28 protein-coding genes are annotated in these 26,548 nt (G+C 45.7%); 11 read left to right on the forward strand and 17 right to left on the reverse strand.

Annotation, left to right across the window (positions count from 1 at the left end; genetic code table 11):
• Positions 1 to 629 precede the first annotated feature (629 nt).
• Complete coding sequence (locus IRJ16_RS22375; protein ID WP_194114142.1) at positions 630 to 1,637, forward strand: glutamine synthetase beta-grasp domain-containing protein; 1,008 nt, start codon at positions 630 to 632, stop codon at positions 1,635 to 1,637.
• Positions 1,638 to 1,691: 54 nt separating this feature from the next.
• On the opposite strand, the gene IRJ16_RS22380 is transcribed toward IRJ16_RS22375, so the two are convergent.
• Positions 1,692 to 2,081 carry a gamma-glutamylcyclotransferase family protein gene (locus IRJ16_RS22380; protein ID WP_194114143.1) on the reverse strand — a complete coding sequence of 130 codons (390 nt, stop codon included), beginning with the start codon at positions 2,079 to 2,081 and terminating at the stop codon, positions 1,692 to 1,694.
• Positions 2,082 to 2,245: 164 nt separating this feature from the next.
• On the opposite strand from IRJ16_RS22380, the gene IRJ16_RS22385 reads away from it, so the two are divergent.
• Positions 2,246 to 3,604: a glutamine synthetase family protein gene (locus IRJ16_RS22385; RefSeq protein ID WP_194114144.1), complete on the forward strand. Its 1,359-nt coding sequence runs from the start codon at positions 2,246 to 2,248 to the stop codon at positions 3,602 to 3,604.
• Positions 3,605 to 3,745: 141 nt separating this feature from the next.
• On the opposite strand, the gene IRJ16_RS22390 is transcribed toward IRJ16_RS22385, so the two are convergent.
• The 5 genes from IRJ16_RS22390 to pdxH all read right to left on the reverse strand — a co-directional run bounded on the left by IRJ16_RS22390 (position 3,746) and on the right by pdxH (position 8,218).
• Positions 3,746 to 4,909 (reverse strand): NADH-quinone oxidoreductase subunit D, encoded by a 1,164-nt coding sequence (locus IRJ16_RS22390; RefSeq protein WP_228080430.1) that lies wholly within the window; start codon positions 4,907 to 4,909, stop codon positions 3,746 to 3,748.
• A 148-nt stretch (positions 4,910 to 5,057) separates the two neighbouring features.
• Positions 5,058 to 5,900 (reverse strand): hypothetical protein, encoded by an 843-nt coding sequence (locus IRJ16_RS22395; RefSeq protein WP_194114145.1) that lies wholly within the window; start codon positions 5,898 to 5,900, stop codon positions 5,058 to 5,060.
• 65 nt (positions 5,901 to 5,965) lie between these two features.
• The gene (locus IRJ16_RS22400; protein WP_194114147.1) at positions 5,966 to 6,811 is read right to left on the reverse strand and encodes a cupin-like domain-containing protein; all 846 of its coding nucleotides are present in this window, start codon (positions 6,809 to 6,811) and stop codon (positions 5,966 to 5,968) included.
• Between the two features lie 265 nt (positions 6,812 to 7,076).
• Positions 7,077 to 7,574 carry an NADH-quinone oxidoreductase subunit C gene (locus IRJ16_RS22405; RefSeq protein ID WP_194114149.1) on the reverse strand — a complete coding sequence of 166 codons (498 nt, stop codon included), beginning with the start codon at positions 7,572 to 7,574 and terminating at the stop codon, positions 7,077 to 7,079.
• Complete coding sequence (pdxH, locus tag IRJ16_RS22410; protein WP_194114150.1) at positions 7,571 to 8,218, reverse strand: pyridoxamine 5'-phosphate oxidase; 648 nt, start codon at positions 8,216 to 8,218, stop codon at positions 7,571 to 7,573. Before pdxH ends, IRJ16_RS22405 begins: the two co-directional genes overlap by 4 nt.
• 93 nt (positions 8,219 to 8,311) lie before the next feature.
• Between pdxH and IRJ16_RS22415 the strand changes: the two genes are divergently transcribed.
• Entirely contained in the window at positions 8,312 to 8,875 is a 564-nt protein-coding gene (locus tag IRJ16_RS22415; RefSeq protein ID WP_194114153.1) for a YqgE/AlgH family protein, read from the forward strand.
• A gap of 60 nt (positions 8,876 to 8,935) precedes the next feature.
• Here IRJ16_RS22415 and purE read toward each other — a convergent pair whose 3' ends face one another.
• Positions 8,936 to 9,427: a 5-(carboxyamino)imidazole ribonucleotide mutase gene (purE, locus tag IRJ16_RS22420; protein WP_194114155.1), complete on the reverse strand. Its 492-nt coding sequence runs from the start codon at positions 9,425 to 9,427 to the stop codon at positions 8,936 to 8,938.
• A 118-nt stretch (positions 9,428 to 9,545) separates the two neighbouring features.
• Positions 9,546 to 10,685, reverse strand: coding sequence for a 5-(carboxyamino)imidazole ribonucleotide synthase (locus IRJ16_RS22425; RefSeq protein ID WP_194114157.1), 1,140 nt, complete (start codon positions 10,683 to 10,685; stop codon positions 9,546 to 9,548).
• Between the two features lie 323 nt (positions 10,686 to 11,008).
• Between IRJ16_RS22425 and IRJ16_RS22430 the strand changes: the two genes are divergently transcribed.
• Positions 11,009 to 11,395: a hypothetical protein gene (locus IRJ16_RS22430; RefSeq protein WP_194114159.1), complete on the forward strand. Its 387-nt coding sequence runs from the start codon at positions 11,009 to 11,011 to the stop codon at positions 11,393 to 11,395.
• Here IRJ16_RS22430 and IRJ16_RS22435 read toward each other — a convergent pair.
• The gene (locus IRJ16_RS22435; RefSeq protein ID WP_194114161.1) at positions 11,392 to 11,886 is read right to left on the reverse strand and encodes an NADH-quinone oxidoreductase subunit B; all 495 of its coding nucleotides are present in this window, start codon (positions 11,884 to 11,886) and stop codon (positions 11,392 to 11,394) included. The two genes, IRJ16_RS22430 and IRJ16_RS22435, sit on opposite strands and share 4 nt — an antisense overlap.
• A complete protein-coding gene (locus IRJ16_RS22440) occupies positions 11,876 to 12,541 on the reverse strand; it encodes an NADH-quinone oxidoreductase subunit A (RefSeq protein ID WP_194114163.1) in 666 nt (221 codons plus the stop codon). The genes IRJ16_RS22435 and IRJ16_RS22440 overlap by 11 nt, the downstream gene beginning before the upstream one ends.
• On the opposite strand from IRJ16_RS22440, the gene IRJ16_RS22445 reads away from it, so the two are divergent.
• Positions 12,540 to 13,754 (forward strand): BaiN/RdsA family NAD(P)/FAD-dependent oxidoreductase, encoded by a 1,215-nt coding sequence (locus IRJ16_RS22445; protein ID WP_194114165.1) that lies wholly within the window; start codon positions 12,540 to 12,542, stop codon positions 13,752 to 13,754. The two genes, IRJ16_RS22440 and IRJ16_RS22445, sit on opposite strands and share 2 nt — an antisense overlap.
• Before the next feature lie 110 nt (positions 13,755 to 13,864).
• On the opposite strand, the gene IRJ16_RS22450 is transcribed toward IRJ16_RS22445, so the two are convergent.
• Complete coding sequence (locus IRJ16_RS22450; RefSeq protein WP_194114166.1) at positions 13,865 to 14,530, reverse strand: hypothetical protein; 666 nt, start codon at positions 14,528 to 14,530, stop codon at positions 13,865 to 13,867.
• A 65-nt stretch (positions 14,531 to 14,595) separates the two neighbouring features.
• Here IRJ16_RS22450 and IRJ16_RS22455 point away from each other — a divergent pair, with 65 nt between their 5' ends.
• Complete coding sequence (locus IRJ16_RS22455; protein ID WP_194114167.1) at positions 14,596 to 15,609, forward strand: threonine aldolase family protein; 1,014 nt, start codon at positions 14,596 to 14,598, stop codon at positions 15,607 to 15,609.
• A 308-nt stretch (positions 15,610 to 15,917) separates the two neighbouring features.
• Here the strand turns inward: IRJ16_RS22455 and IRJ16_RS22460 are convergent, their stop codons facing one another.
• From IRJ16_RS22460 to IRJ16_RS22475, 4 genes are all read right to left on the reverse strand, one after another.
• Positions 15,918 to 16,295 (reverse strand): hypothetical protein, encoded by a 378-nt coding sequence (locus IRJ16_RS22460; protein WP_194114168.1) that lies wholly within the window; start codon positions 16,293 to 16,295, stop codon positions 15,918 to 15,920.
• Positions 16,296 to 16,299: 4 nt separating this feature from the next.
• A complete protein-coding gene (locus IRJ16_RS22465; RefSeq protein WP_194114169.1) occupies positions 16,300 to 17,145 on the reverse strand; it encodes a transglutaminase-like domain-containing protein in 846 nt (281 codons plus the stop codon).
• Positions 17,142 to 17,873, reverse strand: coding sequence for a peptidase (locus IRJ16_RS22470; RefSeq protein ID WP_194114170.1), 732 nt, complete (start codon positions 17,871 to 17,873; stop codon positions 17,142 to 17,144). The genes IRJ16_RS22465 and IRJ16_RS22470 overlap by 4 nt, the downstream gene beginning before the upstream one ends.
• 84 nt (positions 17,874 to 17,957) lie before the next feature.
• Entirely contained in the window at positions 17,958 to 18,689 is a 732-nt protein-coding gene (locus IRJ16_RS22475) for a hypothetical protein (protein WP_194114171.1), read from the reverse strand.
• 151 nt (positions 18,690 to 18,840) lie between these two features.
• On the opposite strand from IRJ16_RS22475, the gene IRJ16_RS22480 reads away from it, so the two are divergent.
• Positions 18,841 to 20,307: a DEAD/DEAH box helicase gene (locus IRJ16_RS22480; protein WP_317174025.1), complete on the forward strand. Its 1,467-nt coding sequence runs from the start codon at positions 18,841 to 18,843 to the stop codon at positions 20,305 to 20,307.
• Here the strand turns inward: IRJ16_RS22480 and IRJ16_RS22485 are convergent.
• Positions 20,290 to 22,488: a response regulator gene (locus IRJ16_RS22485; protein ID WP_194114172.1), complete on the reverse strand. Its 2,199-nt coding sequence runs from the start codon at positions 22,486 to 22,488 to the stop codon at positions 20,290 to 20,292. The genes IRJ16_RS22480 and IRJ16_RS22485 overlap by 18 nt on opposite strands.
• Positions 22,489 to 22,719: 231 nt before the next feature.
• Here IRJ16_RS22485 and IRJ16_RS22490 point away from each other — a divergent pair, with 231 nt between their 5' ends.
• The 3 genes from IRJ16_RS22490 to IRJ16_RS22500 all read left to right on the forward strand — a co-directional run bounded on the left by IRJ16_RS22490 (position 22,720) and on the right by IRJ16_RS22500 (position 24,108).
• Positions 22,720 to 23,196 carry a DUF4920 domain-containing protein gene (locus tag IRJ16_RS22490; protein ID WP_194114173.1) on the forward strand — a complete coding sequence of 159 codons (477 nt, stop codon included), beginning with the start codon at positions 22,720 to 22,722 and terminating at the stop codon, positions 23,194 to 23,196.
• Positions 23,197 to 23,328: 132 nt separating this feature from the next.
• A complete protein-coding gene (locus IRJ16_RS22495; RefSeq protein ID WP_194114174.1) occupies positions 23,329 to 23,643 on the forward strand; it encodes an ArsR/SmtB family transcription factor in 315 nt (104 codons plus the stop codon).
• Positions 23,644 to 23,661: 18 nt separating this feature from the next.
• Positions 23,662 to 24,108 carry an SRPBCC family protein gene (locus IRJ16_RS22500; protein ID WP_194114175.1) on the forward strand — a complete coding sequence of 149 codons (447 nt, stop codon included), beginning with the start codon at positions 23,662 to 23,664 and terminating at the stop codon, positions 24,106 to 24,108.
• A 59-nt stretch (positions 24,109 to 24,167) separates the two neighbouring features.
• Here IRJ16_RS22500 and IRJ16_RS22505 read toward each other — a convergent pair whose 3' ends face one another.
• On the reverse strand, positions 24,168 to 25,019 hold the full coding sequence (locus IRJ16_RS22505) for an alpha/beta hydrolase (protein ID WP_194114176.1): 852 nt from the start codon (positions 25,017 to 25,019) through the stop codon (positions 24,168 to 24,170).
• A gap of 262 nt (positions 25,020 to 25,281) precedes the next feature.
• On the opposite strand from IRJ16_RS22505, the gene fucP reads away from it, so the two are divergent.
• On the forward strand, positions 25,282 to 26,517 hold the full coding sequence (gene fucP / locus IRJ16_RS22510) for an L-fucose:H+ symporter permease (RefSeq protein ID WP_194114177.1): 1,236 nt from the start codon (positions 25,282 to 25,284) through the stop codon (positions 26,515 to 26,517).
• Positions 26,518 to 26,548: the final 31 nt, after the last annotated feature.

Raw genomic sequence — 26,548 nt, forward strand, 5'->3', positions numbered from 1 at the left:
TTTACTATAATTGGGAGAGGCCACATCAAGGTATCAATGGTAAAAAACCTATCGACATGGCAGCCCTAAACAACAAATAAACACACCTGATTCTATTGCTGAATTACCTAACCCTTACAGCAATGACGTAGTTGTTTGATGCGCTGGCCGTTCAACCTAAACCAGATCGGAATGGAAAACCCGCAGCGTGCGGTTGGCTTGTGCGCTGGAAGGGGGAGGCTTTGTAATGGAGAGCGGGGCTACCGGTGGCGATGAAATACTGAGCGTTCATTTTCAAAGACAAATCTTCATACTTTCTTCATGCGATTGCCTCACTTTTACACGTGATTAGGTTTTGGTAATAGTATGTTTGTGCAAAGACATACTGTGAGTCCCCCGCCGCCCGGCGGGGGATATTTTTTGCCCTATATTTATAAATTTCCTTTTGTTTTGTCGAATTACGTTTTTATAGATTTTTGCTTCAAGGCATCAATATTTTCAATATTTGAAATAATTATTTTACAATTGATGATTTTTTTAGAAAAAAATAGTGGAATTGATAAAAACTTTATAATTTAGTCGGAAATATTTGAATTCGCAGTTCAAATAGTCAAACTAACTTATAAAACAAGAGAAAATACGTTAACAACATGGCAAAATTAGAGTACATCTGGCTTGATGGCTACAAACCGACCCAAAGCCTGCGTAGCAAAACAAAAATTGAGAAAGATTTCAGTGGTAAATTAGAAGATTGTCCAAATTGGAGCTTCGATGGTTCATCTACTGAGCAGGCACCAGGTGGTTCATCTGATTGTATCCTGAAACCGGTATTTATTTGCCCTGATCCGCAACGTAAAGACGGCTTTTTAGTAATGTGCGAAGTATTGGATTCGACCGGTGCTGCACACGAGTCTAACGGTCGTGCTTTGATCATGGACGACGATAACGATTTTTGGTTCGGTTTTGAGCAAGAGTATTTCTTGTGGGATCCTAAAACCAACAAACCGCTTGGTTTCCCTGAAGGTGGTTACCCAGGTCCGCAAGGCCCTTACTACTGTTCAGTAGGCGCTAACAACGCATTCGGTCGCGATATCGTTGAAGAGCACTTAGACGTTTGTTTAGAGGCTGGTTTGAACGTAGAAGGTATCAACGCAGAGGTTGCTGCAGGTCAGTGGGAATTCCAGATCTTCTCTAAAGGCGCTAAAGACGCTGGTGACCAAATTTGGGTTGCGCGTTATTTATTAGAGCGTATCGGCGAAAGCTATGGTGTAGCTATCAACTGGCATTGCAAACCATTGGGTCAATTAGACTGGAATGGTTCGGGCATGCACGCTAACTTCTCTAACACTACATTACGTACTGCTGCAAGCGAGGCTACTTTTAAAGCAATTTGCGAGTCTTTCCGTCCTGCTGTTGCTGAGTGTATCGCTGTTTACGGTGCTGATAACGATCAGCGTTTAACAGGTAAGCACGAAACTGCTGCTATCACTGATTACAGCTACGGTGTATCTGACCGTGGTGCTTCTATCCGTATCCCATTGTATTCTGTACAAAAAGGCTGGAGCGGTTACTTAGAAGATCGTCGCCCTAACTCGGCTGCAGATCCATACAAAGTTGCTGCTGTGATCATCAAAACTGTAAAATCAGCTAAATTATAATAGCTTACAGATATTAATTGTGAATGCCTCTCTGGAAAATCAGAGGGGCATTTTTTATTGGTAGCGACCGGATGGAATGAGTTGGCTATCGTCGACAGGGAAATTGTAGATGTAGGCCCAGCAATCGATCATTTCGTTTCCTGTTTCGACGGGGACGATCTGACGGATGTAAAGGTTGGGCTGTTCTTCGGTTTCGCCGTAACCTTCGTACTCATCTAATTGGGTTAAGATGCTGAGGTCGGTCAGTTCGACGATATCGCCATAAACTTTCCGGTCTAAGGCCGGGATGTATAGCGCTCCGGGATATTCGCCCAGATCATATAGTAAACCATTAAAGCTTCCGGGTGAGATATACTTGCTATTATTTTTTAACAAAGCACCGTAATGGTTGTCTGCATTCAACAAAGTGCCGTAAATAAACAGATATTTGCTATTATTGATCATTTAGAACTTTTGTAGACTTTATTAACCACAAAGGTCACAAAGAATAGGAAATCACAAAGAACACAAAGGCTTTTATTAGTCTGATAGGTCTTTGTGCCCTTTGTGAAAAAACTTTGTGTCCTTTGTGGTTAGGTCGTGAACACTGTACGATATATACCACCATCATGGATAAGCAACAAATAACCGCCTACCTGCACGATAAGAACATCACTAAGATCAAATTCGCGTTCGCCGATATCGACGGCGTATTGCGTGGCAAACTGATCCATCGTGATAAATTTTTAGATGGCTTGCAGGATGGTTATGGCTTTTGCGATGTGATCTTTGGTTGGGACAGCGCCGATCAGGTTTATGATAACGTTTCGGTTACTGGTTGGGCTTCGGGTTATCCGGATAAGTTTTGCCGTATAGATCTGAACACCTTGCGCCATATCCCATGGCAAAATGATCAGCCTTTCTTTTTGGCCGATTTTACCCAGACCGACGGCAGCAGCGTAGCGGCTTGTCCGCGTAGTTTGCTAAAGCGTATTGTTGCCGAATGTGAAAGCATGGGCTACCATCCTGAGTTTGCTCAGGAATTTGAGTGGTTCAATTTTAGTGAGACGCCAAAAAGCCTGGAAGAAAAAGAGTTTACCAAATTGGAACCGTTGACACCGGGGATGTTCGGCTACTCGATATTACGTACATCACAAAACAGCGACTTTTATTACGACCTCTTTAACCTGCTAACGGATTTTAATATCCCGATAGAAGGCCTGCATACCGAGACGGGTCCGGGTGTTTATGAGGCGGCTATCATTCATGACCATGCCTTAACGGCTGCCGATAAAGCCACTTTATTTAAGACTTCCGTAAAAGAGATCGCATCTAAACACGGCATCACTGCCACCTTTATGGCCAAATGGAACGCCGAATTACCGGGCTGCAGTGGCCATGTGCATCAAAGCTTATGGGAGCCGGCCAAGACCGAGAACTTATTTTACAGCGCGACGGACGTTAATAAAATGAGCGAGCTGCACAAGCATTACCTTGCCGGGCAAATGCATTGCCTGCCGCATTTACTGCCGATGTACGCACCAACGATCAATAGCTATAAACGCCTTGTAGAAGGCGCTTGGGCACCCACCACTATCACTTGGGCGGTAGAAAACCGTACGGCGGCGTTCCGTGTGATCAACGATAGCATCAACCACACCCGTTTAGAGACCCGTATCCCGGGATCTGACAGTAACCCATACTTAGCCATTGCTGCGGCTTTGGCCTCGGGCTTATACGGCATTAAAAATAAACTGGAACTGACCGTGCCTGCCACAGTAGGCAATGGCTACGCAAATAAAACCAACGGCGTATTAGCCACCAATTTAGAACAAGCTGCCTTGGATATGCAGCGGTCGGATATTGCTAAGGAATTATTTGGTGATGATTTTGTGCAGCATTTTACCAATACCCGCCTGTGGGAATGGCGTCAGTTTATTAAGCAAGTTACGGATTGGGAGTTGAAGCGGTATTTTGAGGTGATCTAAAAAGCAACGTCATCGCGAGGAGCTTCTATCAGCGACGTGACGATCTCCGATGAGTAGAGCGGCTCTGCAAGTCCGACTTTCCACATAGGGGATTGCCACGCTGCGCTCGCAATGACGTGATGATGAAAGAGAGGTTTGGCTCTACCTATCCACCTCCCCCAAGACAAAATCAATAGACCCCACAATAGCGATCAGATCTGCTATCATTACATTTTTAGACATTGCCGGGAGCACCGACAGGTTACTAAAACTTGGCCCGCGGGATTTTACGCGGAAAGGGATCTCGGTATCGAAGAAACGGTCGTTGCCGTTCTTGTCTTTTTCTTTACGTTGCAGATGGATAAAGTAGAAACCTAACTCGCCTTTGGGCGCTTCGCAACGTACGTAATAGTCCTGCGGTTTAGGGCTTAGTTTGCGTGGCAGTTTAGCACGCGGATCAAATTCGGGTGTGCGTTTTAATTCCTTCTGCAGGCGATCAAGACATTGCTCAATGATCTTTAACGATTCCTGTATCTCGTCGACACGCACTTTATAACGATCCCAACAGTCGCCTACTTTGCCCATCAGACCAGTGCCGATGGGAATATCAAATTCTAATTCGGGATAAACAGAATAACCATCTATACGGCGCAGGTCGTACTTTAAGCCGGAGCCACGCAACATTGGTCCGCTGCAACCGTAATTTATAGCCACATCAAGCGGTAATACGCCTACGTTAGCAGTACGGTTAATGAATACCTGATTATCCGTCAGCAGGCCGTTAAGCTCCACCATTTTGGGTTTAAAGTATTCGACGAACTCGCGGGCGCGTTCCTCAAAACCTACCGGCAGGTCATAAAACAAGCCTCCCACCCAAATATAATTGTACAACATCCGCGAGCCTGAAGCCCACTCCAGCATCCCCATGATATGTTCGCGATCACGGAAACACCAAAGGAAAGGGGTGAACGCACCGATATCGATACCATAGGTACCAATAGCGATCAGGTGCGATGCAATGCGGTTCAGCTCGCAGACCAGCACGCGGATATATTCTACCCGCTTTGGGATCTCTTTATCGATGCCCAGCATACGTTCTACGCCCATTACCCATGCATGGCTGTTGTTCATGCTTGCAAGGTAGTCCATACGATCGGTAAAGGGAATGGTCTGCTGATAAGTCAGCGACTCGGCATGCTTCTCAAAGCAGCGATGCAGGTAGCCGATATGCGGGATGACCTCTTTAACGATCTCGCCATCGGTGATCAGCTCCAAGCGTAACACACCATGGGTAGACGGGTGTTGCGGACCCATGTTCAGCACCATGTCTTCGGTAGCGGCGTTGGCTATCTTTTGCTGATAGCGCTTGAGAGCCTGATCGTATATAGAGGTAGTCGTGTTCACGTTGTGACGGTAAAAGTAACGAGTTTCAACCACAAAGGGCACAAAGAATTGTCACAAAGAATGATCTGAGCTATTCGATCTTACCGATCTTTGCACGTTCGGATGCCGAATTTATAAATGCGGTATATGTCTTTTCAGCCTGTATTAATCTTAAAAACATTTTACCGAAATATGAGTCGGAGTTACTCTTGTAGATAACGTTATCTTTTTTTGGAAATTCTACCGGCTTTTCATTCATCTCCCGTATCTCAACAGCGTTCGGTATCCGTAGAAAATAACGACTTACCCAATCTTTGTTAAAGATCTTGTCGCCCGAATAAAATTTAAATTGATAGTCTATTCGTTCTTTAGGTATATAATTTGGTCGTTCAAGGGAATCGGTAGTTATGTTATCGAGATGTTTTTCAAATAATGTTACCAATTCCGTGTCAAGGATCTTTAATGGCTTGTAGGTGTTACAGTCATCAAAAACTTGCATGTAAATATGTTTGTTCATCAACCACACTAACGCTCTTTTAGTGGTACTATGGCAAGAACTATATACAAAGCTAATAACACCATGCTCGCGGTCTTTTATCTCGTAGCTAAGCATATTTTCGACTCCCGCATCCTTGAGAAACTCTATCTTCTCGTTCAGTTTTTCTGCTTTGGTGCCGTACAACAAATTATCATATTTATTTTCCCTTCCTTCATAAATTCTGCCCGCTAATGCTAAAAACCCGATCCAATGATAATCTTGATAGATGGTATCGCCAGCTAAAATTTTTTGTATCTCTTTATCATAGATCGCTATGGCACCTTTATAATTTGAATCGGCTTTAAGTTTTTGAGCTTTTTGCCAAACAGCAGAAAAATCCTGAGCTTTTAGCAAAGCCGGTATTAGTAACACTAAAATAAGAAACGCTCTCTTCATGACACGGGTTTAATTGGTATCATAAAGAAAGCGTTTTAATGTTTAAATATCAAACGGCCGCTGCCCTACTTCATCGTTGGCTTATTGGTCAAATTGCTGATGTGTGTGGCCAGCCAAGCGTAGCTATACATGGCGGTCGCTTTCAGCTTACCATCGCGACTTTTAAAGGTCCATACGTCTTTCATAAACTCCGGCCAGTTCTTATCATTAAGCGTGTCAAAAGCTACCGATATGGTCGGCGTTAATGAGTAAGCACTATGCCAGGTACCGAAAGGGATGAATAAGGTTTCGCCCGGACCTACTGTAAACTGTATCGGTGTGGCGTCTTTGTACAATGGGAATTTCTCGTAATCAGGTTCAAAGATATTCAGTTCAGAGCGCCACGGATCGCCGGGAACAGGATAAAGCATGTGCTCTTGACCTTTAGGGAAAACGGTGAACCGTTTCTCGCCATATAGCTGCGTTATCCAGGCATTCAGGTGATAATAGTCCAAATGCAGATAAGGGAACTTGCCACCCGGTCCGCCGATAAATAACTCTAAGGCTGCACCCCATTTGCCTATCTTGAACATTTTATTGTCCAACCAATTGGGTTTGGAGTAGATCAGATCCGGCTTAACCAACGGAAGCAACTCAGGTAGTTGATCAGCTATATTGTAGATGCAAGGATAGGGGGCCGGGTTCTCGACCGTGCTGGTCTCCACCATATCCATTATCTGTTTCATGGTATATTCTTTGCCCTTTACCTCGGTAGTACGGTCGGGATAATTTTGACGGAACCAATCCGGTGTGAACAGTTCTTTAGCCTTCCAGTCCTTCACCGCGTTCTTGAACACGATAGGGACGCCCGGTTTGTAATGCTGCTCAATAAACTCCTCGTAGGTGATATTTTCTCTCCTGATAATTTCCATGTGTATGGTGGTATTCGTTTCTACACAAGTTTAGGAAATACCGCGCAAATAAACTATCAAGGCAACAGATAATTGCGTCAACCTACTCGAATAAGTAAAAGGAAAAATTTTTGGGCGTTACCTGCGGCCCGCGCTATCCGCTCATACGCCTTCAGGCCTTAGCCACCGGGCCGGTATCCGCTACTATCGCTAACGCAAGAAATTGTCTGGATCACTCATCATGACAATTATGGAACCCTCCCCTCGGGGAGGGCAGGGTGGGGTATCAATCTATCTTAACTCCCTTATAATATTCCGCCGCCTGATAGTCTTTCCGCAACGGAAATCCTTCCCAGTCATCAGGCAATAGCAATCTCCTCAGGTCGGGGTGACCTTCAAAGTAGATGCCGTATAGTTCGAACGCTTCGCGCTCGTGCCAATCGGCAGAGCGGTAAACGGATACAATACTTGGGAAATGCGGTAAAGTCTCCAACTCACGACTGTGGATTTTGCTCACCTTTAGTACCAATTGGCTTTGGTATGGGATAGATGATAAATGGTACACCACACCAAAACAGTCTTCATCAACCCCATAGTCAACACCCGATAGGCAGGACAGGAAATCGAAATAAGTAGCGGGGTTATCGCGTAGTTCAAGGCAAACGTCGGCAATGCGATCCGGGGCGATAAGCAGGGCGGGTTGTAACACGCCGGCTTCTTCGCCAACTATTACATCCTCGCCAAATTTATTGATCAGTAAAGCTTTAACTTCAGCAAGCATCATGGTGCCAGGCGGGCTATCTTCCAGGTTTTGTTATCGATCTTTTTGTAAATGATACGGTCGTGCAGGCGACTGCGGCGGCCTTGCCAAAATTCTACCAGTCGTGGTTTGATGATGTAACCACCCCAGTATGATGGTTTCGGTACATCCTTTTCGGCATACTCCGTTTCCAGTTCGGCCATTTTTTGCTCCAGACCTTTACGTCCCTCTATTTCCTGACTTTGAGCCGATGCCAAAGCGCCTAACTGACTCAATTTAGGACGGGTATGGAAATACTCTTCACTTTGCTCGCGGCTTAGTTTCTCTATCGTGCCTTCGATCCGTACCTGACGCTCCAATTCTCCCCAGAAAAATACTACCGATGCTAAAGGGTTCTTAGCCAATTCTTTGCCTTTACGGCTTAGGTAGTTAGTGTAGAACATAAAACCATCTTTATTAAAGCCTTTCAGCAACACGATACGGGCTGACGGGTGTCCGTTTGGCGTAGCGGTAGCTAAGGTCATCGCGTTAGGCTCGTGTATCTCGGCCGCTACAGCATCCTCGAACCATTTTTCGAACTGCCTGATCGGATCCTGTTTCACTTCCTTTTCGGTAAGCGTGGCCGCGCTGTAATCCTGCCTTAAATTTTGTAATTCCTGGTTATCCATTTGTTGCAAACTTACAAATTAATTAGTGCGTATATATGATCGGGGTCAATTCCGAATAAACTAATCGTTACATTTAGTGTTTAATATCGTACTATGCTGAATAATATGCCACCGGCCGTTGGGCGGCTGCTGATATCAGAGCCCTTTATGGCCGACCCTAATTTTAAGCGTTCGGTGATCCTGATCACCGAATATCACGAGGATGGTGCCGTTGGTTTTGTACTGAACCACCAAGGCGATGCCATGCTTGGCGACCTGCTACCCGATGTTTCTTATTCAGAAATACCCGTATATAATGGCGGCCCTGTGGCCTTAGATACGCTACATTTTATTCACCGCTGTCCCGATAAAATTGAAGGCGGCCTGGAAATATGGAACGGCATTTATTGGGGAGGTGATTTTGAGCAAGTAAAAAGCCTGATCAATAATTACCAGTTAGATCAGGACGAGATCAAGTTTTTTACCGGTTACTCCGGTTGGATGGCTGGTCAACTGGATAATGAATTAGCCGAGGATACCTGGATCGTGAGTAACAAATTCAATTCGGACATCGTATTCGCCGATGCTGAACATAACCTTTGGAAACAAGTGGTGATAGGCTTGGGTCAGCGCTACGCCCATATCGCTAATTTTCCGGAGAACCCGACGTTGAATTAAGTCTTAAGTCGAAAGTCTTAAGTCAAAACGATCGCTGACTTAAGACTTAGAACTTTAGACTTACGACCCCATTTCCCTTGCCGAAGCTTCTACTTTCTCCTTCAGGTCTGTCTTGAATTTTTTTAGATTTTCTACGATGTGCTCGTCTGCTGTAGATATGATCTGAGCGGCTAAGATGCCTGCGTTCTTAGCTGCATTTAAGGCTACCGTAGCTACCGGGATGCCATTAGGCATTTGCAGGATAGACAGGATAGAATCCCAACCATCGATAGAATTGCTCGACTTTACGGGCACACCGATAACCGGTAAATGCGTTAACGAGGCGACCATACCCGGTAAATGGGCCGCGCCACCTGCACCGGCAATGATCACCTTTAAGCCACGATCGGCAGCTGCGCGTGCGTAGCTGAACATCAGATCGGGCGTGCGGTGGGCCGATACTACACTTATCTCGTAAGCAACGCCTAATTCTTTTAAAACGTCGGCAGCGTCCTGCATGACCGGAAGGTCGGACTTGCTGCCCATTATGATACCTACTTTGGGAGAGTTCATTTTTTTTTATTAAAAACTTGTCCTTGCGAGGTACGAAGCAACCGCACACCCAAAGAGCGATCTTGCATAGTTCGCGGTTGCTTCGTACCTCGCAATGACAAATGGTTTATTGTTTTACTTACGATACCACCTTCAATGTCTCCTGAACAAACCTTGCTTTTTCAATAGCTTTGTCCCTATCCGCATCCACAATGGTTACATGTCCCATCTTGCGGAACGGCTTGGTAAGCGCTTTGCCATACAGGTGGATATACACCCCGGCCTTTTGCAATACTTTCTCGATGCCTTGATAGACGGCAGGGCCTTCGTGACCGGCCTCACCTAATACGTTCACCATAATGGCATTGTTCAGGCAGTCAGTATTGCCTAATGGCTGGTTAAAGATAGCACGCAGGTGCTGCTCAAATTGCGATACGGTATTACCCTCGATGGTTTGGTGACCGCTGTTATGCGGGCGTGGAGCAAGTTCGTTCACTAATATCTTGCCATGTTTGTCTAAAAACATCTCTACGGCTAACAGGCCAACTATCTTCAGACTTTCGGCAATGCGTTTAGCGATCTGCTCAGCTTCTTCGTGTACTTCAAAAGGCAACAGTGACGGCGCGATCAGGAATTCCACCAAATTAGCTTGAGGATTAAACTCCATTTCCACCATCGGGAAACATTTAACTTCGCCATCCTCGTTACGGGCAACTATTACAGCTATCTCTTTTTCAAAGTCGATCAGGCGTTCAACCAAACTTGGAGCGGTGAACGCGTTCTCTAAAGATGCCTCGTCGTTAACGCGATAAACGCCTTTGCCATCGTAACCATCCCTGCGTAATTTTTGGATGTACGGGAAGGGAATATTGCTCTGCTTTAATTGTTCTAATGAACTAATGATCTGGAAATCTGCCGTTGGGATATCGTTCTCTTTAAAGAATTGCTTTTGCAGTCCTTTATCCTGGATCAGGCGGATAATGCGGGATTGCGGGTAAACCACCACGCCTTCTTTTTCCAGTTGCTCCAGGGCGTCTACGTTAACTTTCTCTATCTCGATAGTGAGCAGATCCACCGTTTTACCAAACTTGTAAACGGTCTCATAATCGCCCAGCGAGCCTACGGAGAACTCATCACACAGTTTGCGGCACGGAGCCTCAGGGTCAGGGTCTAATATCTTAACAGTAACGTTGTAGTTAATAGCTTGCTGAATGAGCATACGGCCTAATTGTCCGCCGCCCAATATGCCCAGTTTCATATCTCCGTAAAATGCCTTCATAATGATGGTGCAAGTTTACGAATTTTAGTTGATCAGTGAACAGTTAACCGGTGATCAGTTGTAGGAACGGTCGGGTAATTTGATTATACTTGCGATAGATAAGAATATGCAGCGTAGCTGTTATCGAGATTCCCAAATTACTCAAGGCCGAGGTCGACAGACGATTTTCCATCAGTTCCGAAAGCATAATTATAGAATATCTTTCTAAACAAACTATCGCAGAAATTCCGCTCAACTCAATAGTTGCCGTGAGATCAGGTGTTAACTGGATAAGTGGCAGTCATTTCACTATAGGCCGTTAATATCTTATAGAGTTAAAAGATGTGGACGGTGATGTTATTCCCATAAAATTATCAAGCTATTATGGGATACGGAAGCAGACCTATCATAATGCTTATGCCGGTATCACGCAAGCTATCTGGGAATATTACACAGCACCCAAGGTCAGGTACCATCTAAGTATTTTCGACTTAGGTCTTCCCTTTGATGTAAATGGTGTTACTATTAATTCTTCAGGAGTTATTTTGAGAAAGGTTTTGGTTGAATGGGCTGAACTGAGGATCAGCAATTATCGCACTTATTTTGTGTTGCATCAAGATGCCGACCATAATGTCCAACAAAGTTTCAACTTTTTAAAAGATTGGGATGTTACTGCTTTACAGTCCTTGGTCATGACGCTTAAGAAAAAGCTTGATGAAGCGACAACTTAAACCGTTTCCGCTTTCCCCACTATCTGCTCGCTGGCTATCTTTTTATGCAGTTCCAATATCGCACCGATCAATGCCTCAGGCCTTGGAGGGCAACCCTGCACATAAACATCAACAGGAATAATTCTGTCCACACCTTTTACCACATGGTAACCATGTTGCCAATAAGGCCCGCCACAGTTTGAGCAAGATCCCATGCTGATCACGTATTTCGGTTCGGGCATTTGCTCGTATAAACGTTTAATACGCTCGGCCATTTTAAAGGTTACTGTACCGGCAATAATGATCACATCAGCCTGGCGCGCTGACGGACGGGGGAATACGCCGTAACGCTCCAGATCGTATGTTGATGCCATAGCACCCATCATTTCTATCGCGCAGCAGGCGATACCAAAACTCAAAGGCCAAAGCGACGACAAACGCGACCAATTCATCAGGTCGTTCAGTTTGGTTACCATTACACCACCACTTTCGTTCATGTTCTCAGGACTCATTTTCCGGCTTTTTAAAAGATGGTTTAAACATGGGTTTTCTTACGGGTGGGATAGCGGTGGTATTCTCTGTTGCAGGAGCGGTATCGCTTGAGACAGTCGCAGGTGCTTGTATTGCCGATGCTGCCAACGCGGTCTCTACTTCTTTTTGAGTAGCGGCGTTAAACGCTTGGACTTTGTAACCGCTTTGGGCGATATTCAATTGCTCGTATAGATTGAATGGGATGTTTACCCGGGTATGTGGTGTCTCGGCTTCGGGTTTTATCCAGTTCAGGTCGCCTTTGCGCCAAACGTAAACTAAACCTAAGATCAGGATGCCGATGAAGATGAACATTTCTACCAGCGTCAAAGCGCCCCAGCGGCTGTCGACAGCCATTATTTCTTTATTACCGAAGATGGTCGACCAGGGGATAATAAAGATCATCTCCACCTCGAATAGTAGAAACACCAGCGCGATCACATAAAAACGTGGGTTAAAAGGTAGCCAAGCGGTGCCCGTCGGCTCTTCGCCGCACTCGTATGACGTTAGCTTTTCTTTGGTGGGGTTGTGGGGCGCTAAAAGTTTGCCCATAAAGAGGGTGAACAGCACCAAAAAAGTTCCGGTGATGATGAAGACCAATATCTTTCCAAATTCCGATATTTGCGCAACTTCGCCCATGGACGCAAATCTAACAGATCTCTCGCATTTTGATGCAATAATTATTGGTGGCGGCGCTTGCGGCCTGATGTGTGCCGTACAGGCCGGCTTTTTGGGCAAGCGAACGCTGATCCTGGAAAAGACCGATAAGGTAGGTGCCAAGATCCTGATCAGCGGGGGAGGGCGTTGTAATTACACCAATCTGTACGCGTCGCCGCAGCAATTTATCTCCGATAACGAACATTTTGCCAAATCAGCCCTTTCGCAATGGACGGTGGACGATACCATCAGTTTTTTTGAGACCTACGGCATCAACGGGAAAGAAAAAACCTTAGGTCAACTGTTCCCTGAAAGTGATAAGGCTAAAGACATCGTCAACGTATTTGTTGACCTGTGCCGGGATATGGAGCAAGAGATATGGTGCGATAGCGAAGTGAAAAACATCGAGCAAATAGCCGACGGCTTTAAGATCGGTTACGAACGTCACGGTAAACTATTCGAGGCAAAGGCATCAAGGATCGTCATTGCAAGTGGTGGCCTACCCATCGCTAAAATGGGCGCGACCGATTTTGGTCTGCGTACGGCGCGTAAATTTGATATGGCTATAGCGCCTACCGCGCCTGCTTTAGTTCCGCTGACCATCACCGGTAAAGATCAACCTTGGTATGAGCAATTATCGGGCAACAGCATCTTTTGTCGGGTATGGAATGACAGGGCGAGTTTTGAAGAAAATATCCTGTTCACCCACTGGGGATTGAGTGGCCCGGCTATCCTGCAGATATCATCTTATTGGAGAGCGGGAGAGAGTATCATGATCGATCTGCTGCCCAACCAAAACATCATCGACCTGATAGAATCGGAGCGTAAACAGAACGGTAAGAAACCTTTGCTATCGCTCATCGCCAATTTATATACCCGCAAATTTGCAGATGCGCTAAGTCCGTACCTGCCGGCCGAGAAAAATTTAGCATCCCTTAATAAAGCCGAACTGGAAGCCATCAGCAAACTGATCCACGAGTTTAGAGTAAAACCCGCCGGCGATAAAGGCTACGACAAAGCCGAGGTAATGCGTGGCGGAGTAGCCACGTCCGAGTTGTCATCGCGCACATTAGAAGCAAAAAAAGTACCGGGTATGTTCTTCGGGGGTGAGTGTGTGGATGTTACCGGATGGTTAGGCGGGTATAATTTTCAATGGGCTTGGGCGAGCGGGTTTGTGATAGCGCAGAGTTTGTAGTGATCAGTTAAGCGGTTGATCAGTGATCAGTGAATATATATCAGTTTTTCAAGTTCGCACCACTGTTCACTGATCACCAATTAACCGATCACCGATTAACTGTTTACCGATCACTTCTTAGCCTCTTTCAATTTCTTAAAATACTCTATCAAGCCATTCACATTCCCCACAGTAAACTTTCCAGAGCGGATAGCCTCCAAAGCCAATGGTTCATCGCCCATAATATCACTCATTACATCGTTAAAGTTTTCGGGCGTTAAGGTGTTCATTTCTGCAGTGTTGGCGCCGTAATAGTAGGTGATCTTACCTTGTTTAGCGCTTCCGCCTCCGCCACCGCCGATACCTATGCCACCACCGTAGCCGATGCCTACACCGCCCATGCCGCCGCCACCAATACCGGTACCCATGGATATTCCGGGACTTATTCTAAAGCCGCTGCCACCGCTTACTTTGCCGGCGTTAATGGCGTAAAGTTTCACTTCCTCGTTCAATACTACTTTTACAAAATCTAATTCCTGCGCACTCCAGGTCTCGTTACGGGGGGCGTGGGCTACCACAAAGCTGTCTTTGCCTACCACGTAGCTTTTAAGGTCGCTTGCGCTGAAGCGGGTCTCGGTGCCTTTCTCGCTGTCTTTATAAACGATAAAGGCTTCGTCTTTAATAGGTGCTTTACCCGACGGACTTGTGCGTATCAATCCCTCCACTTTTTGATCGCGGCGATCGATAAAGAACCCCGGTTGGAATTTTTGTGACTTTGCTGATACGTAAGTCAGCATTAAAAATAAAATCAGTAAAATTGGACGCAGCATAATTGCACAAATAACGCATATTTTTAATATTTATGATAACTGTTGATCTGCGTAGCGACACCGTTACCAAGCCTACCCCCGAAATGTTAGCCGCCATGATGAGCGCCAAAGTTGGCGACGATGTTTTTGGCGAGGATGAGACCGTTGCCGCGCTCGAAGCTAAAGCCGCGGCCATGTTCGGGATGGAGGCTGGTATCTTTTGCCCGTCGGGCACCATGACCAACCAGATCGCCATTAAATGTTTCACCCAACCCTTGGATGAACTGATCGCTGATCAGACGGCGCACGTTTATCGTTACGAGGGTGGGGGCATCGCCTTCAACTCAGGGGTATCGACAAGATTACTGAACGGCGACCGTGGTCGTATAACCGCTGAAATGATCGCGCCCGAGATCAATGCCGAGAATATTCATTTCCCCAATACCAGTTTAGTGGTTTTAGAGAACACCGTTAACAAAGGCGGCGGCAGTTGCTATACTTTAGCTGATATTGCCCCGATAGCTGACCTGTGCCGCGATAAAGGATTAAAGCTGCACTTGGATGGCGCACGCATATTCAACGCGCTTGCGAACACACGAGATAAGGCCGTGGACTATGGCAAATACTTCAATGGCGTATCCGTTTGCTTATCTAAAGGCTTAGGAGCACCGATCGGGTCTGTGCTATTGGCTGATGCAGCTACGATCAAGTACGCCCGTCGTATCCGTAAGGTTTTGGGCGGTGGAATGCGTCAGGCAGGTTTTTTAGCAGCCGCTGGTATCTATGCGTTGGATAATCATGTTGATCGTTTACAAATAGACCATGCCCATGCGCACATCTTAGCCGAAGAGTTAGGTAAGCTTAATTGGGTGATAAGTGTTATGCCTGCCGATACTAATATCGTATTATTCGATACCGTAGAACCTGCTGATTATATCATCAAAAAGCTGAATGAAAAAGGCATCCAATGTATGAGCACCGGGCCAAATCGCATCCGTTTTGTACTGCATTTAGATGTGCATCCGGAGCAGGTGGAATATACCGTTAGTGTTTTGAAAGGGCTATAGGTAAAAGTGAAAGTTAACAAAGGTTAACATATTTCAATTTGCGTTTTTATATAAAATATTGATAGTCAATACATTGCATAGATATAAATAGGTAGGTGATGTTCATTATCAACGATGCTATTTACCCCTTAGGGGCATACCCGTGGTTTTGACTTTCTGTTCTCGCAAAACTTGTTTCATTTCAAGGTTTCAGTCGTCGCAGACTGAAGTCAGTTGTACGAACAGTTGTCACCTTAGCTGCGCTTCAGGATGACAAATAGGTAGATAAAGCTTATGTTTATGGCTACGTCCTTTAGGGGGGCGAGGGATCAAAACTCCTCAAAACTATCCCTGCTGATCTTATCATGAATGAACACGGTAAGGGTCTGATCGGCAGGGTCGATAGTAAAATTGCTTGTCTCTGTATGTCTGGTCTCTGCCCGTTTATCGGCGCAAGCAAAGGTGAACTCTACATGGTAAGCAAAGCGTACCTGTCCGGTGTTTTTAATGGGGTCAAAGTCGGCAGAAATGATATCGTATGATGGGACGATAGGAGCACCGTCTTCGTCGCTATGATAGTTTTGAAGTTGTGCCCTGATGCTTTCATTGTCAGCCAATATCTGTTGAAACGAAGCCAAAGCATCACCAGACGATGTTTGCAGATCTTGATACCAGCTATCAGAAAAATTGATCTTTACCGCCCCCATCTATCTACAAATAAGTAATGCCTTCAAATCTGTTTTTAGGGTAAAAGTAAGACTTGAAATCTCCTTCTATCAGCTCACAATTTACTTTTATGCCGGTTCCGTATACGTCACCAAAAAGATTGGATACAGGTGCATCGGCAGCATCACGGCCGGTGGCTATTTTTACCATTCCATTAAGCGGGGCTAAGCCTGTCGCGTCAAAAAGCACCCATTCGCCGCCAATGTAGGCCTCAAAACAAGCGTGAAAATCTGCCGGATTTAGCTTGTAGGCATAGCCCGTAAAATATCTTGCGGGGATGGTGAGTGCGCGACAAAGGGCTATGCCCAAGTGTGCAAAATCACGGCATACGCCGGCTTGTTCGGTAACGGTTTCGTAAGCTGACGTCTGCGCGTTACTGGATCCGCTCAGGTAAAGTACGTTGGTATTTATCCAATTGGTCAGCGCTTTTACTTGCTCGAAAGGGCTGGATATATCACCGAACATGTGGCCGGCTATCCGGTATAGTTTATCAGATTGGCAATACCTGCTTTGATTTAAAAAAGGGAATACGGCCGGCTCCAGATCCGCCATGGCTATCCCTTTAGTGTCCCTATGGTCTATTATTTTGTAAGCGTTATTTACAATAGCGTCGTAATTAACAGTAAGTTCGCAAGGCTGGGTAATATCCAAACGCATAAAACGGTTCTCGCCGCCAACATTTTGCAGTTCTTCCATCTTAACCTCCGGGGTGGTGGTAAAGGTTTCTTGCAGTACTTGCTGGTCCGCGGTTTTTAGCGCATGAATATTTAAAATGATCGTACTTGCCGACTTAACAACATAATTCAGTTGGGCTGTAACGTTCAATTTCATATAGCAGTTTCAGGTAAATTGTGGAACGCTTTTTCCATCCAGTCCTCACCAACGTTTTGCAATGCAGTGCTTAATTCCTGCGCCCATTGGTCGGATATATATTCCAGGTCTTTTTTCTCGTAACGTTGTTCAACGATCTCGAAAGAGTCTTTCTTATACAATACAACGTCGATAGGGAAGTCTACATTGTTCGAGCTTACGCGTGTGCTGTCAAATGACAAAAAGCCGACTTTTAAAGCTAATCGCATAGAAGAATCCTCGCGTAGCACCCGGTTCAATATCGGCTTACCGTGACCGGAATTGCCAATGATCATGAAAGGAGCGCCGCTGCCCAGTTCTACCCAGTTACCTTCGGGATAAAGGAGGAAAAGTTTATGCTCATCGTCATCTTTTAACTGACCACCAATAATGGTATTCAGATCAAATTTAAAACCCGCTTTTTCCAGTGTGGCGCGGTCCTCGGCGGCAACGCGTTTTATCTGCTCTCCGTAGGCATTAACTGCCTTATACATCTTGTTGTATTCATTCTGCTCCATTAGCTCGTCAAAGTACACCATGGCTTTGTCGCGCACCGAGCGCAGGCCGCTGGTCATAATAAAAAGCGAGCAGTTATCTTTCTGGTAAACCCATACTTTCTTTTTGGTAGTGGTATCGGTACCTGATGTGATACGTGTATCGGCTATGGCGATCAGCCCTTGTTTAACTTTTATTCCTAAGCAATAGGTCATTCTTTAGCAAATTATCGGAAAGCCAAATTAAGCTAAATTAACCGAAGGCGGGCAATATATTTTAGGTTTTTGGGGGATGCCGGACTAAACAACTGATTCTATCAGCCCATCTATCTTTTGGATGATATCGATAAATTTTTGTTTCCCGCTTTTTCCATCACAGGCATTGTGTGGTCTATTCCACCAGGCACTTGCCGGGTGTGGTACCGAATGAGACCTTATGTTCGTAAATATGCCGTCTGCCTCTTTATTGCGCCAGTGTATAAAACTGTTGTAAGCTTTTTTGCTGACGAAGATCAAGTCGGTCGGTTGCGCTATCTCGGCTATTGCCTTAATAGTGTTATAGGCAATTCGGTAGTCGTTACCGGATAATTGGATGCTGGCCCCTGTCTCTTCGGCCGGACGCTGGAAATAATTGTAGTAGCCAAATTGATGAAAAAGATACTTGTCTTTTTTAGATATGTTGCGTGCATCGAACACGGCGTTCTTAATGTTGTAAAAGATACTGTGGCCTTTCGAAAATTTCGTTTTATCTAACGCATAACCATCGGCCCATTCGACTATGCCGCGTGTGTTGGTCCAACCGCGCTCGCGTTCAGATAGCAAAGACTTATTCCCGTCGTACCAGGTTTGGCTGCTGCTTTTGCCGTTACTTTTAGAAGGTAAATAGTGACTTTCGGCAATTAATAATATCCTGTTCTGTTGACCCTCCCAAGCATTGCCTATAAAGGGTAAAAACTGCGGATAGTTGCTAAGATGTACTAAGCGGTCTTTTAAAAGTGCATCGTAAGTGCTGCAATAAAGGTTGGTATCCATGATAAGTATTAAGTTGCGTTGAGAGGTAAAAGTAGTAAAGCTTTTGATATCCCGCATACTACCCTGATAATTTTAAGGGTCGATCACCGGACAGTTAATCATTAAGCCCGTTAAAAATTACTATCTTGCCAACTTTGCATAAATACAGATAGTGACTTTCGACGAACTTAACTTTAACGAGCATTTGGCCGAAGGCCTTAATGCCATGGGTTTTAAAACCCCAACCCCCATACAAGCTTTAGCGATCCCGGTGATAATGACCGGTAAAGACCTGATCGCCTGCGCCCAAACAGGTACCGGTAAAACAGCATCATACCTGTTGCCCGTGCTTAACCAGATAGAAGAGGAACATAAAGACTATACTAACACCCTGATCCTGGCCCCAACGCGTGAGTTGGCCCAACAGATAGATCAGCAGGTGGAAGGTTTAGCTTACTTTACAGGCATCAGTTCGGTAGCGATCTTTGGTGGCGGCGATGGTATCGTTTACGAGCAGCAGCGCCGCGCTATTCAAAATGGTGTTAACCTGGTAGTAGCTACCCCGGGCCGTTTGATCGCCCACCTTACATCAGGTGTATTGAAACTGGATAAAGTAAAACACCTGGTGCTTGACGAGGCGGACCGCATGCTGGATATGGGTTTTTACGATGATATCGTCCGCATTATCCGTTATTTGCCGGCCGAGCGTCAAACGCTTTTGTTTTCGGCTACTATGCCACCACGCATTCGCCAGTTAGCTAATACCATCATGCGCGAACCGGAGCAGATCAATATTGCCATATCGCAACCTGCGGTCGGTATAGATCAGCAGGTTTACCGGGTGTTCGATAGCCAAAAGATACCGTTGATCAAATTGCTGTTAAAGGATGGCAAGTATTTAAGTACGATCATCTTTTCGTCTACAAAGGATAAAGTTAAAGAGGTTTACAAAGAATTAAAGCGCGCCAAGTTGGATGTAAGTCCGTTCAGTTCGGATTTTAAACAATCTGAAAGGGAAGAGATCCTGCGCGATTTCAAGAATAAAAAACTGCCGATCATTATTGGTACCGATGCGCTTTCGCGTGGTATCGATGTGGAAGGTATCGACCTGGTGATCAACTATGATGCACCGCCCGATCCCGAGGATTATATCCACCGCATTGGCCGTACCGCGCGTGCCGAGACCAAAGGTACAGCTATCACGCTGATCAATAGCCGCGACGAGCATAAATTACGCCGTATTGAAGCAATGATCGGTAAACCTGTACCACAAACCCCACTGCCCGAAGAATTAGGGGAAGGTCCCGGCCTGGCTGACGAGCGTTCTAAAGATAGCAGAGGTAATGATCGCCATGGTAAGCGCCCTGCCGGAAAAGGTAATGCAAACAGAAATGGTGGCGGTAACCGTGGCCCTAAGCCGGATGGTAACCGTCCACCTAAAACGTATGCCCCTAAGCCGGAAGGCGATAATGCCGAGGGGCCTGCAGTTGTGGCTACCGAAGGTGGCGAACAGGCGCCTAAAAAGCCCAACAACAAAAAGCGTAAATGGCCGCGCAAGAAGAAGAGCGGTGATGGTGGCAATGCCCCTAACGCTGACCAGGGCGGTGCATCCGCCCCGTCATCACCCGTAGCGGAATAATAAGCGGTTGGTGTCGGCTATTTTGGTCTTTAACCTCAGGGCGATCTTTTCTATCAGGTCGTGCTCTTTAAACGGTTTAAGCACAATATCGTCGGCACCGGCCACAAAGTACTTATCGCGGTCTTCTTTTAATACGTTAGCCGTCATTACGATCACCGGCATCTCTGCTTTAAGCGTATTTTGTTCCTGTCTAATGTTGGCCAATAGTTCTATACCGCCCATTATCGGCATCTGGATGTCGGTCAGTACTATATCGTAGGTGTTAGCACGGAATAGTTCTAAGGCTTCCTGTCCATCGTTGGCTACGTCCACATCTATCTTCCATTTCTTAAGTATCGTTTTAGCTAACAACACGTTAAGGTTGTTATCCTCGGCCATTAATACTTTCGCGCCCGATACTTTTTCCAATAGTTCTGTATGGCTTATGGTTTCTGTAACCGCACATTGCGCTTTGTCTGCCAAACCAAATGGCAACTCAAAGCTGAACACAGATCCTTTGCCCATCTCGCTGATCACTTTAATATGACCGCCCTGCAAGTCAATTATCTTTTTGCAGATGGCCAAACCGAGCCCGGTACCTTTGTGGCGGGTCACTTTCTGCGCGTCGGCCACTTGTGTAAACTCGTCGAATAAGGTAGGTATGTCGGCTTTTTTGATGCCGATGCCGGTATCTTTTATGCGGATCTTCAATATAGCCCGGCCGTCCTTATTCGGCATGACCATCGCCTGCAGTAAAACCTCGCCTTGCTGGGTGAATTTAATAGCGTTCACCAATAAATTAACCACTACCTGTTTAAGGCGGATCACATCGCCCCTAAAGCATAGATCATCGTCGATATTAATGTTTTTGGCAAGCATCAGGCCTTTTTTAGATGCCTGTATGTGGACCGTGTGCAGCGCATCATTCAAAGCATCGGTTATCATGAATGGCTGTTGCTCGAACGACATTTTGCCCGTTTCGTACTTAGCCAGGTCCAGTATCTCGTTAACTACCTCCAACAGCATATGCGACGAACTGCGGATGGCGTTCACTTGCTCGGTCTGCGCCGGGTCAAGGATACTGGAACTTAACTGCTCCGAAAAACCGATCACCGAATTAAGCGGTGTACGTATCTCGTGGCTCATGCTGGCCATAAAACGGCTTTTGTTATCGGCATATTCGCGGTCGCGGTCGGCCTCGATAATGGTTTTGCGCTGATTCTCGAATATCTTCCATACATTGTAAAGGACGATGCATATCAAAGCGATCAGGGCGATCAGTGTCATTTTAGACAGCGAATCGTATTCGTCAAAAACGTTGGTGATCTTCCCGCTCAATTCGGCCTTGCTCTGGGCCGAATAATTCATCTCCATGGCCTTGTAGTGCTTTAACTCGGATATGATACTGATGACCAGATTACTGTTAATGAGCAGGATCTCGTGCTCGTTGTGCCTCAGTTCGTTATTAGCTACGTAAAGTTTGCGGTAATGGGCTCGGGTCTTTTTAGGTAGTGGGGCGTAAACGGTGCGGGCGGCGGTCGATATGGTTTTTACGGTGTCGGTCTTTACGATCAGCGAGTCCTCGGCTTTCGGTACCTTTTTGTTTTTACCGGTGATGGCGGCGATCATGCGCCCAAAGAACTTTTTCCGTGGTGCGGCGGTCGACCCGGCTGTTAACTTTGGCAGTGTGTCAACGTGTGTAGTAGTTTTTACGGTCTCTTTAACAGGCACGGCAATCTTCATTTTACTGAAAGCCATAGTGCTGTCCATGCGCCCAGTAGTGCCGATCAGGCTATCTGTTAATCTGCGAAATTGCACATAGCTGGTGGTCTTAGTGGTTTTTTCGGCAAGTAGTTTTTTTACATTCTCTGCCCCAATATTGGTGATGCCCGGGTCGCTAAATTTAACGCGGGTTAAAAGAGTATTTAACTTTTTTAGCTGTAACGAAAATTCTTTAACGTATTTTTTGTCGCCGGTGAGGGCATAAAGGCGGCTATTGTTGTCGGCTGCGTAAAGATTGAGTAAGCAGCTGTCTATCAAGTCGGTGTTTTGGCGGGCGGTGATCAGTTTGGCAATGCTGCCTTCCAGTTTTTTAGCGCTGGTATAGCGCATATATAAAAAGAATGCCCCTGTAAACAACACACTGACCAAAAGGACGATAAGGCCATAACGTAATACAGGTATCTTTCTTAAATTTATCATAGGCGGTTGATGCTCCGAGTAAGAGGTATCGCAATATTTAACCGTTGCAATACTTTCTTATACGGCAAAAATTTCTTTTAAAGCAACATGGTGCTTGCGGATATGGTTTTTATAGATCTATAGCCAAAAGTTGTATATGTGCCGGAAACTCCTTTGTCACAACAATTTTGCCCTGTAAAGATAAATGCCTAATTTTGATGCAGATATTAACAACTCATCAATAAATACAATATGAAAGCTATTTTAATGTTCGCTTTTGCTTCACTGTTAACAGTAGGCGCTAAAGCACAACAAAGTGCCATTACTCCGGCTGCACCCGGCGTAACTTATGGTAAAGGCGCTGTTGCGGCTAATGCTATCGCTGTGCAAGAATTACCTAAAGCATTTAAAGGCGACTCGGTTTACAAAGGCCAGATCACCGGTAAGGTTGTACAGGTTTGCACTAAAAAAGGTTGCTTTATGAAATTAGAGCAAGCCAACAACGAGACCGTAATGGTGCGCTTTACAGACTACGCTTTCTTTATGCCGCAAAACATCGTAGGTAAAACTGTAGTGCTTGACGGTACTGCTAAAGTGACCACTACATCGGTTGAGGACCTGCAACACTACGCAAAAGACCTTGGTAAAAGCAAAGAAGAAATAGCTGCTATTAAAGAGCCTAAAAAAGGCTCGGAAATTATGGCCGATGGCGTACTTGTAGTTAAGTAAGCTATACCCTTTTCTAAAAGATATTAAGAACGGCTTTCCGGCAACGGAGAGCCGTTCTTTGTTTATTGAAAAATTATTTGCGTAACCAAAAGGTTTCATTTATACTTGTAACCGAACGGTTACTTATTAAGCATGAGACGAGACGTATTCCAGGCGATAGCCGACCCCACCCGCAGGCAGATCATAGGCATGTTAGCTGCCGAGCAGATGAATTTGAACGCGATAGCAGATAAATTCGATGTAAGCCGACCTGCCATATCTAAGCATATCAAGATACTAACCGAGTGCGGGCTGATAAGCATTAAGCAGGAGGGAAGGGAGCGCTATTGCCGCCCCAACTACAAAAAGCTGAAAGAGGTGTCCATCTGGGTGGAGCAATACCGCAAATTTTGGAATGCTAAACTGGATGACCTTGAAAATTTCCTGGCCTTAGACAACGACAAATAAACTTTAAAACCAAAGAGTATGGAGAGTACATCACAAACATCCGAACCGCTAATTGTTGAACGTGTATTAAATGCCCCTGCCACTAAGATATGGGAGGCGCTGAGCGATATCAACAAGATCAAACAATGGTATTTTCAATTAGAAGAATTTAAGGCCGAGGTTGGCTTCACCTTCGAGTTTGAAGGCGGCGACGAAACCCAGGTCTACCTGCACCGCTGCGTAATAACCGAGGTCATCCCCGGCAAAAAGTTGGCTTACACCTGGGCTTATCCAGAGTTCCATAAGGGCGAGTCGGAAGTATCATTCGAGTTGTTTCCTGAAGGTGACCGTACACTGGTGCGCATTACCCACGTCGGCTTAGAGAATTTCCCAAGCCACCTGCCATCATTCGCCCGCGAAAGCTTCAACGGTGGTTGGAATCATATCCTGGGTATCAGCTTGAAAGATTTTGTGGAGAAGGGGTGAAAGTATAGAAGGTTAGACTTACGAAGTTTTTGAAACTTCGTAAGTCTTTTAAGTCGTGTTTATTTCTTCACCGATTTTGGGTCAACAATAGCCTTCGTCAATGCCCTTACTTCTCTTACCAGCATCGGGAAAGCCGGCTCGGCCATGCCGCCGTGGTCGTAGCCTTGTAGTTCGTATAGGCGCACGTTCTTGTGTCCTTTCAATTTAAATACGCGCCAAGTGTAGGCATTCTCTTCGTATCGGCCCAGTAGTTCCATCTCGCGGTCGCCGGTGATCAGGATGGTTGGCGGGGCATCGGCACGGATATATTGCAGGGGAGCGTAACCGTCTATGGCGGGTTGTGTCTCTGCTATACCTTCCTCTTTCCGTACGGTAAAATGAGTGATGCATTGCGAACTGAAGGGTATCAGTCCGGCAATTTTATTGGCATCGATGCCGTAAGCGGCTAAGTTGCTCTTGTCTAAAGTCACCATCATATCCAGATAACCACCTGCCGAGTGGCCCGACATAAAGATCAGATCATTACGGCCTCCGTATTCAGCAATATGCTTAAATGCCCAGGCTGTAGCGGCGGTAGCATCGTTGATGTAGGCAGGTGCTTTAACCTTTGGCGATAAACGGTAACCGACGCCGATCACCGCGAAACCTTTTTCCATTAGCGCTTTGGGCACCTCCAAGCCGCCGCCGGTCAAACCGCCGCCGTGAAACCAGATCACGGTCGGGAAATTTTTGATGTTGGTAGGGTAGTAGATATCTAACTTGCAGGTAATGCGCGCGTATTGATCAAGCGTGGTAGTATCGGCATAATAGCTGATGCCTTTTGCAGTTTTGTAAGTGGTAGGTTCTTTGGTTTGCGCTTTAACGGCAAAGCAATAAAGAACAGTGCACAGGATCATGAATGATCTTTTCATCATAGTAGGTTTGAATAGTGTAGCGGGCTAATATAGGTATTGATGTTAAAAATGCGCCCGCCGTAACACAAAAGGTACACCTGCCGGCACTATTTCAAATATCTTACTTGGTTTTCAGTCGATTTATATATCTTCAACAAATTTTAACAGACCTGTTCATCTTTTAGGCCTAATCAGCCGGGATGTTCGTTAGCCGTCCTGTCGCCATGACCGGCTCGGCCGCTTAACCAATTTATTTACCAAAAAAACTAATTACCTTACCATGGAGCAGCAAAAAGCGGCTTTTACCGAAAATCGATTTTTCGTCACTATCACGTTCGTTACTTCCCTTTTTATGTTCTGGGGGATCGCCATTACCATGGCCGACGTTCTGAATAAACACTTTCAGCACACGCTAAGCCTATCGCGCACACAATCAGCTTTTGTGCAGTTTGCGGTATTTGGTGCTTATGGCGTAATGGGTATCCCGGCCGGGTTGTTCATGAAAAAATTTGGATACAAGAGCGGGGTATTATTGGGCTTATCATTATTTGCCGGTGGCGCTTTCCTTTTTATACCCGCGGCAAATCTGTCGTCGTTCGCTTTCTTCGGGATGGCTTTGTTCATTTTGGGTTGCGGCCTGTCTACCTTAGAAACAGTTGCCCACCCATTCGTGGCTTCGTTAGGCGATCAGCGTACCAGTGATCAGCGTATTAACTTTGCACAAGCCTTTAACGCCGTGGGTGCAATGCTTGGCCCAAAGATCGGCAGCTATTTTTTGTTACGTAATAACGTTGAAGGTAGTACAGATCTAACCTCGGTTAAGATCCTTTACGGCGTTATTGGCGCTGTTATTTTGTGTGTTGCTATATCTTTTGCAATGGTAAAGGTTCCGGATACGGTAGACCCGCATGCGACCAAAGGTACTGATGCCGACGCTGCGAACGTTGATCTGGCCCCCAAAAAGAGCTTGTTCAGTCATCGCCATTTCTCCTGGGCGGTTTTAGCGCAATTTTTTAACGTTGCAGCTCAAGCAGGCACCTGGGCCTTTTTTATTAATTACGGTCACGAAAAAATGGGTTTCAGTGATGAGGTAGCAGGCAACTACATGGTATTATTTATGGGTATGATGCTTGCCGGCCGTTTCATCGGTACGTTCCTGATGCGTTTTATCGCCCCTAATAAATTACTGGCTGCTTTTGCATTGGGTAATATCCTGATGTGCATCATTGTAGCGCAAGACTTAGGCACGATATCGTTCGTGGCTTTGTTACTGATCAATTTCTTCTTCAGTATCATGTTCCCTACTATCTTTAGCTTGGGCTTGAAAAACCTGGGCGAAAAGACCCAACAAGGAGCTTCATTCATTTCGATGGGTGTAGTGGGCGGTGCATTCTTTCCGTTCGCAATGGGTTTCGTTGCCGACCATCACGGTGTAGCATCGGCCTACTACTTGCCGATCATTTGCTATGCGGTTATCTTTCTTTTTGGATCTAAATTTTATAAGGTAAAAGCATAATTGTTAACTTGTACCCGTAAACTCAAAACTT

Origin of the sequence: Mucilaginibacter myungsuensis (genome assembly GCF_015222005.1) — a bacterium.
GTDB classification, from domain to species: domain Bacteria; phylum Bacteroidota; class Bacteroidia; order Sphingobacteriales; family Sphingobacteriaceae; genus Mucilaginibacter; species Mucilaginibacter myungsuensis.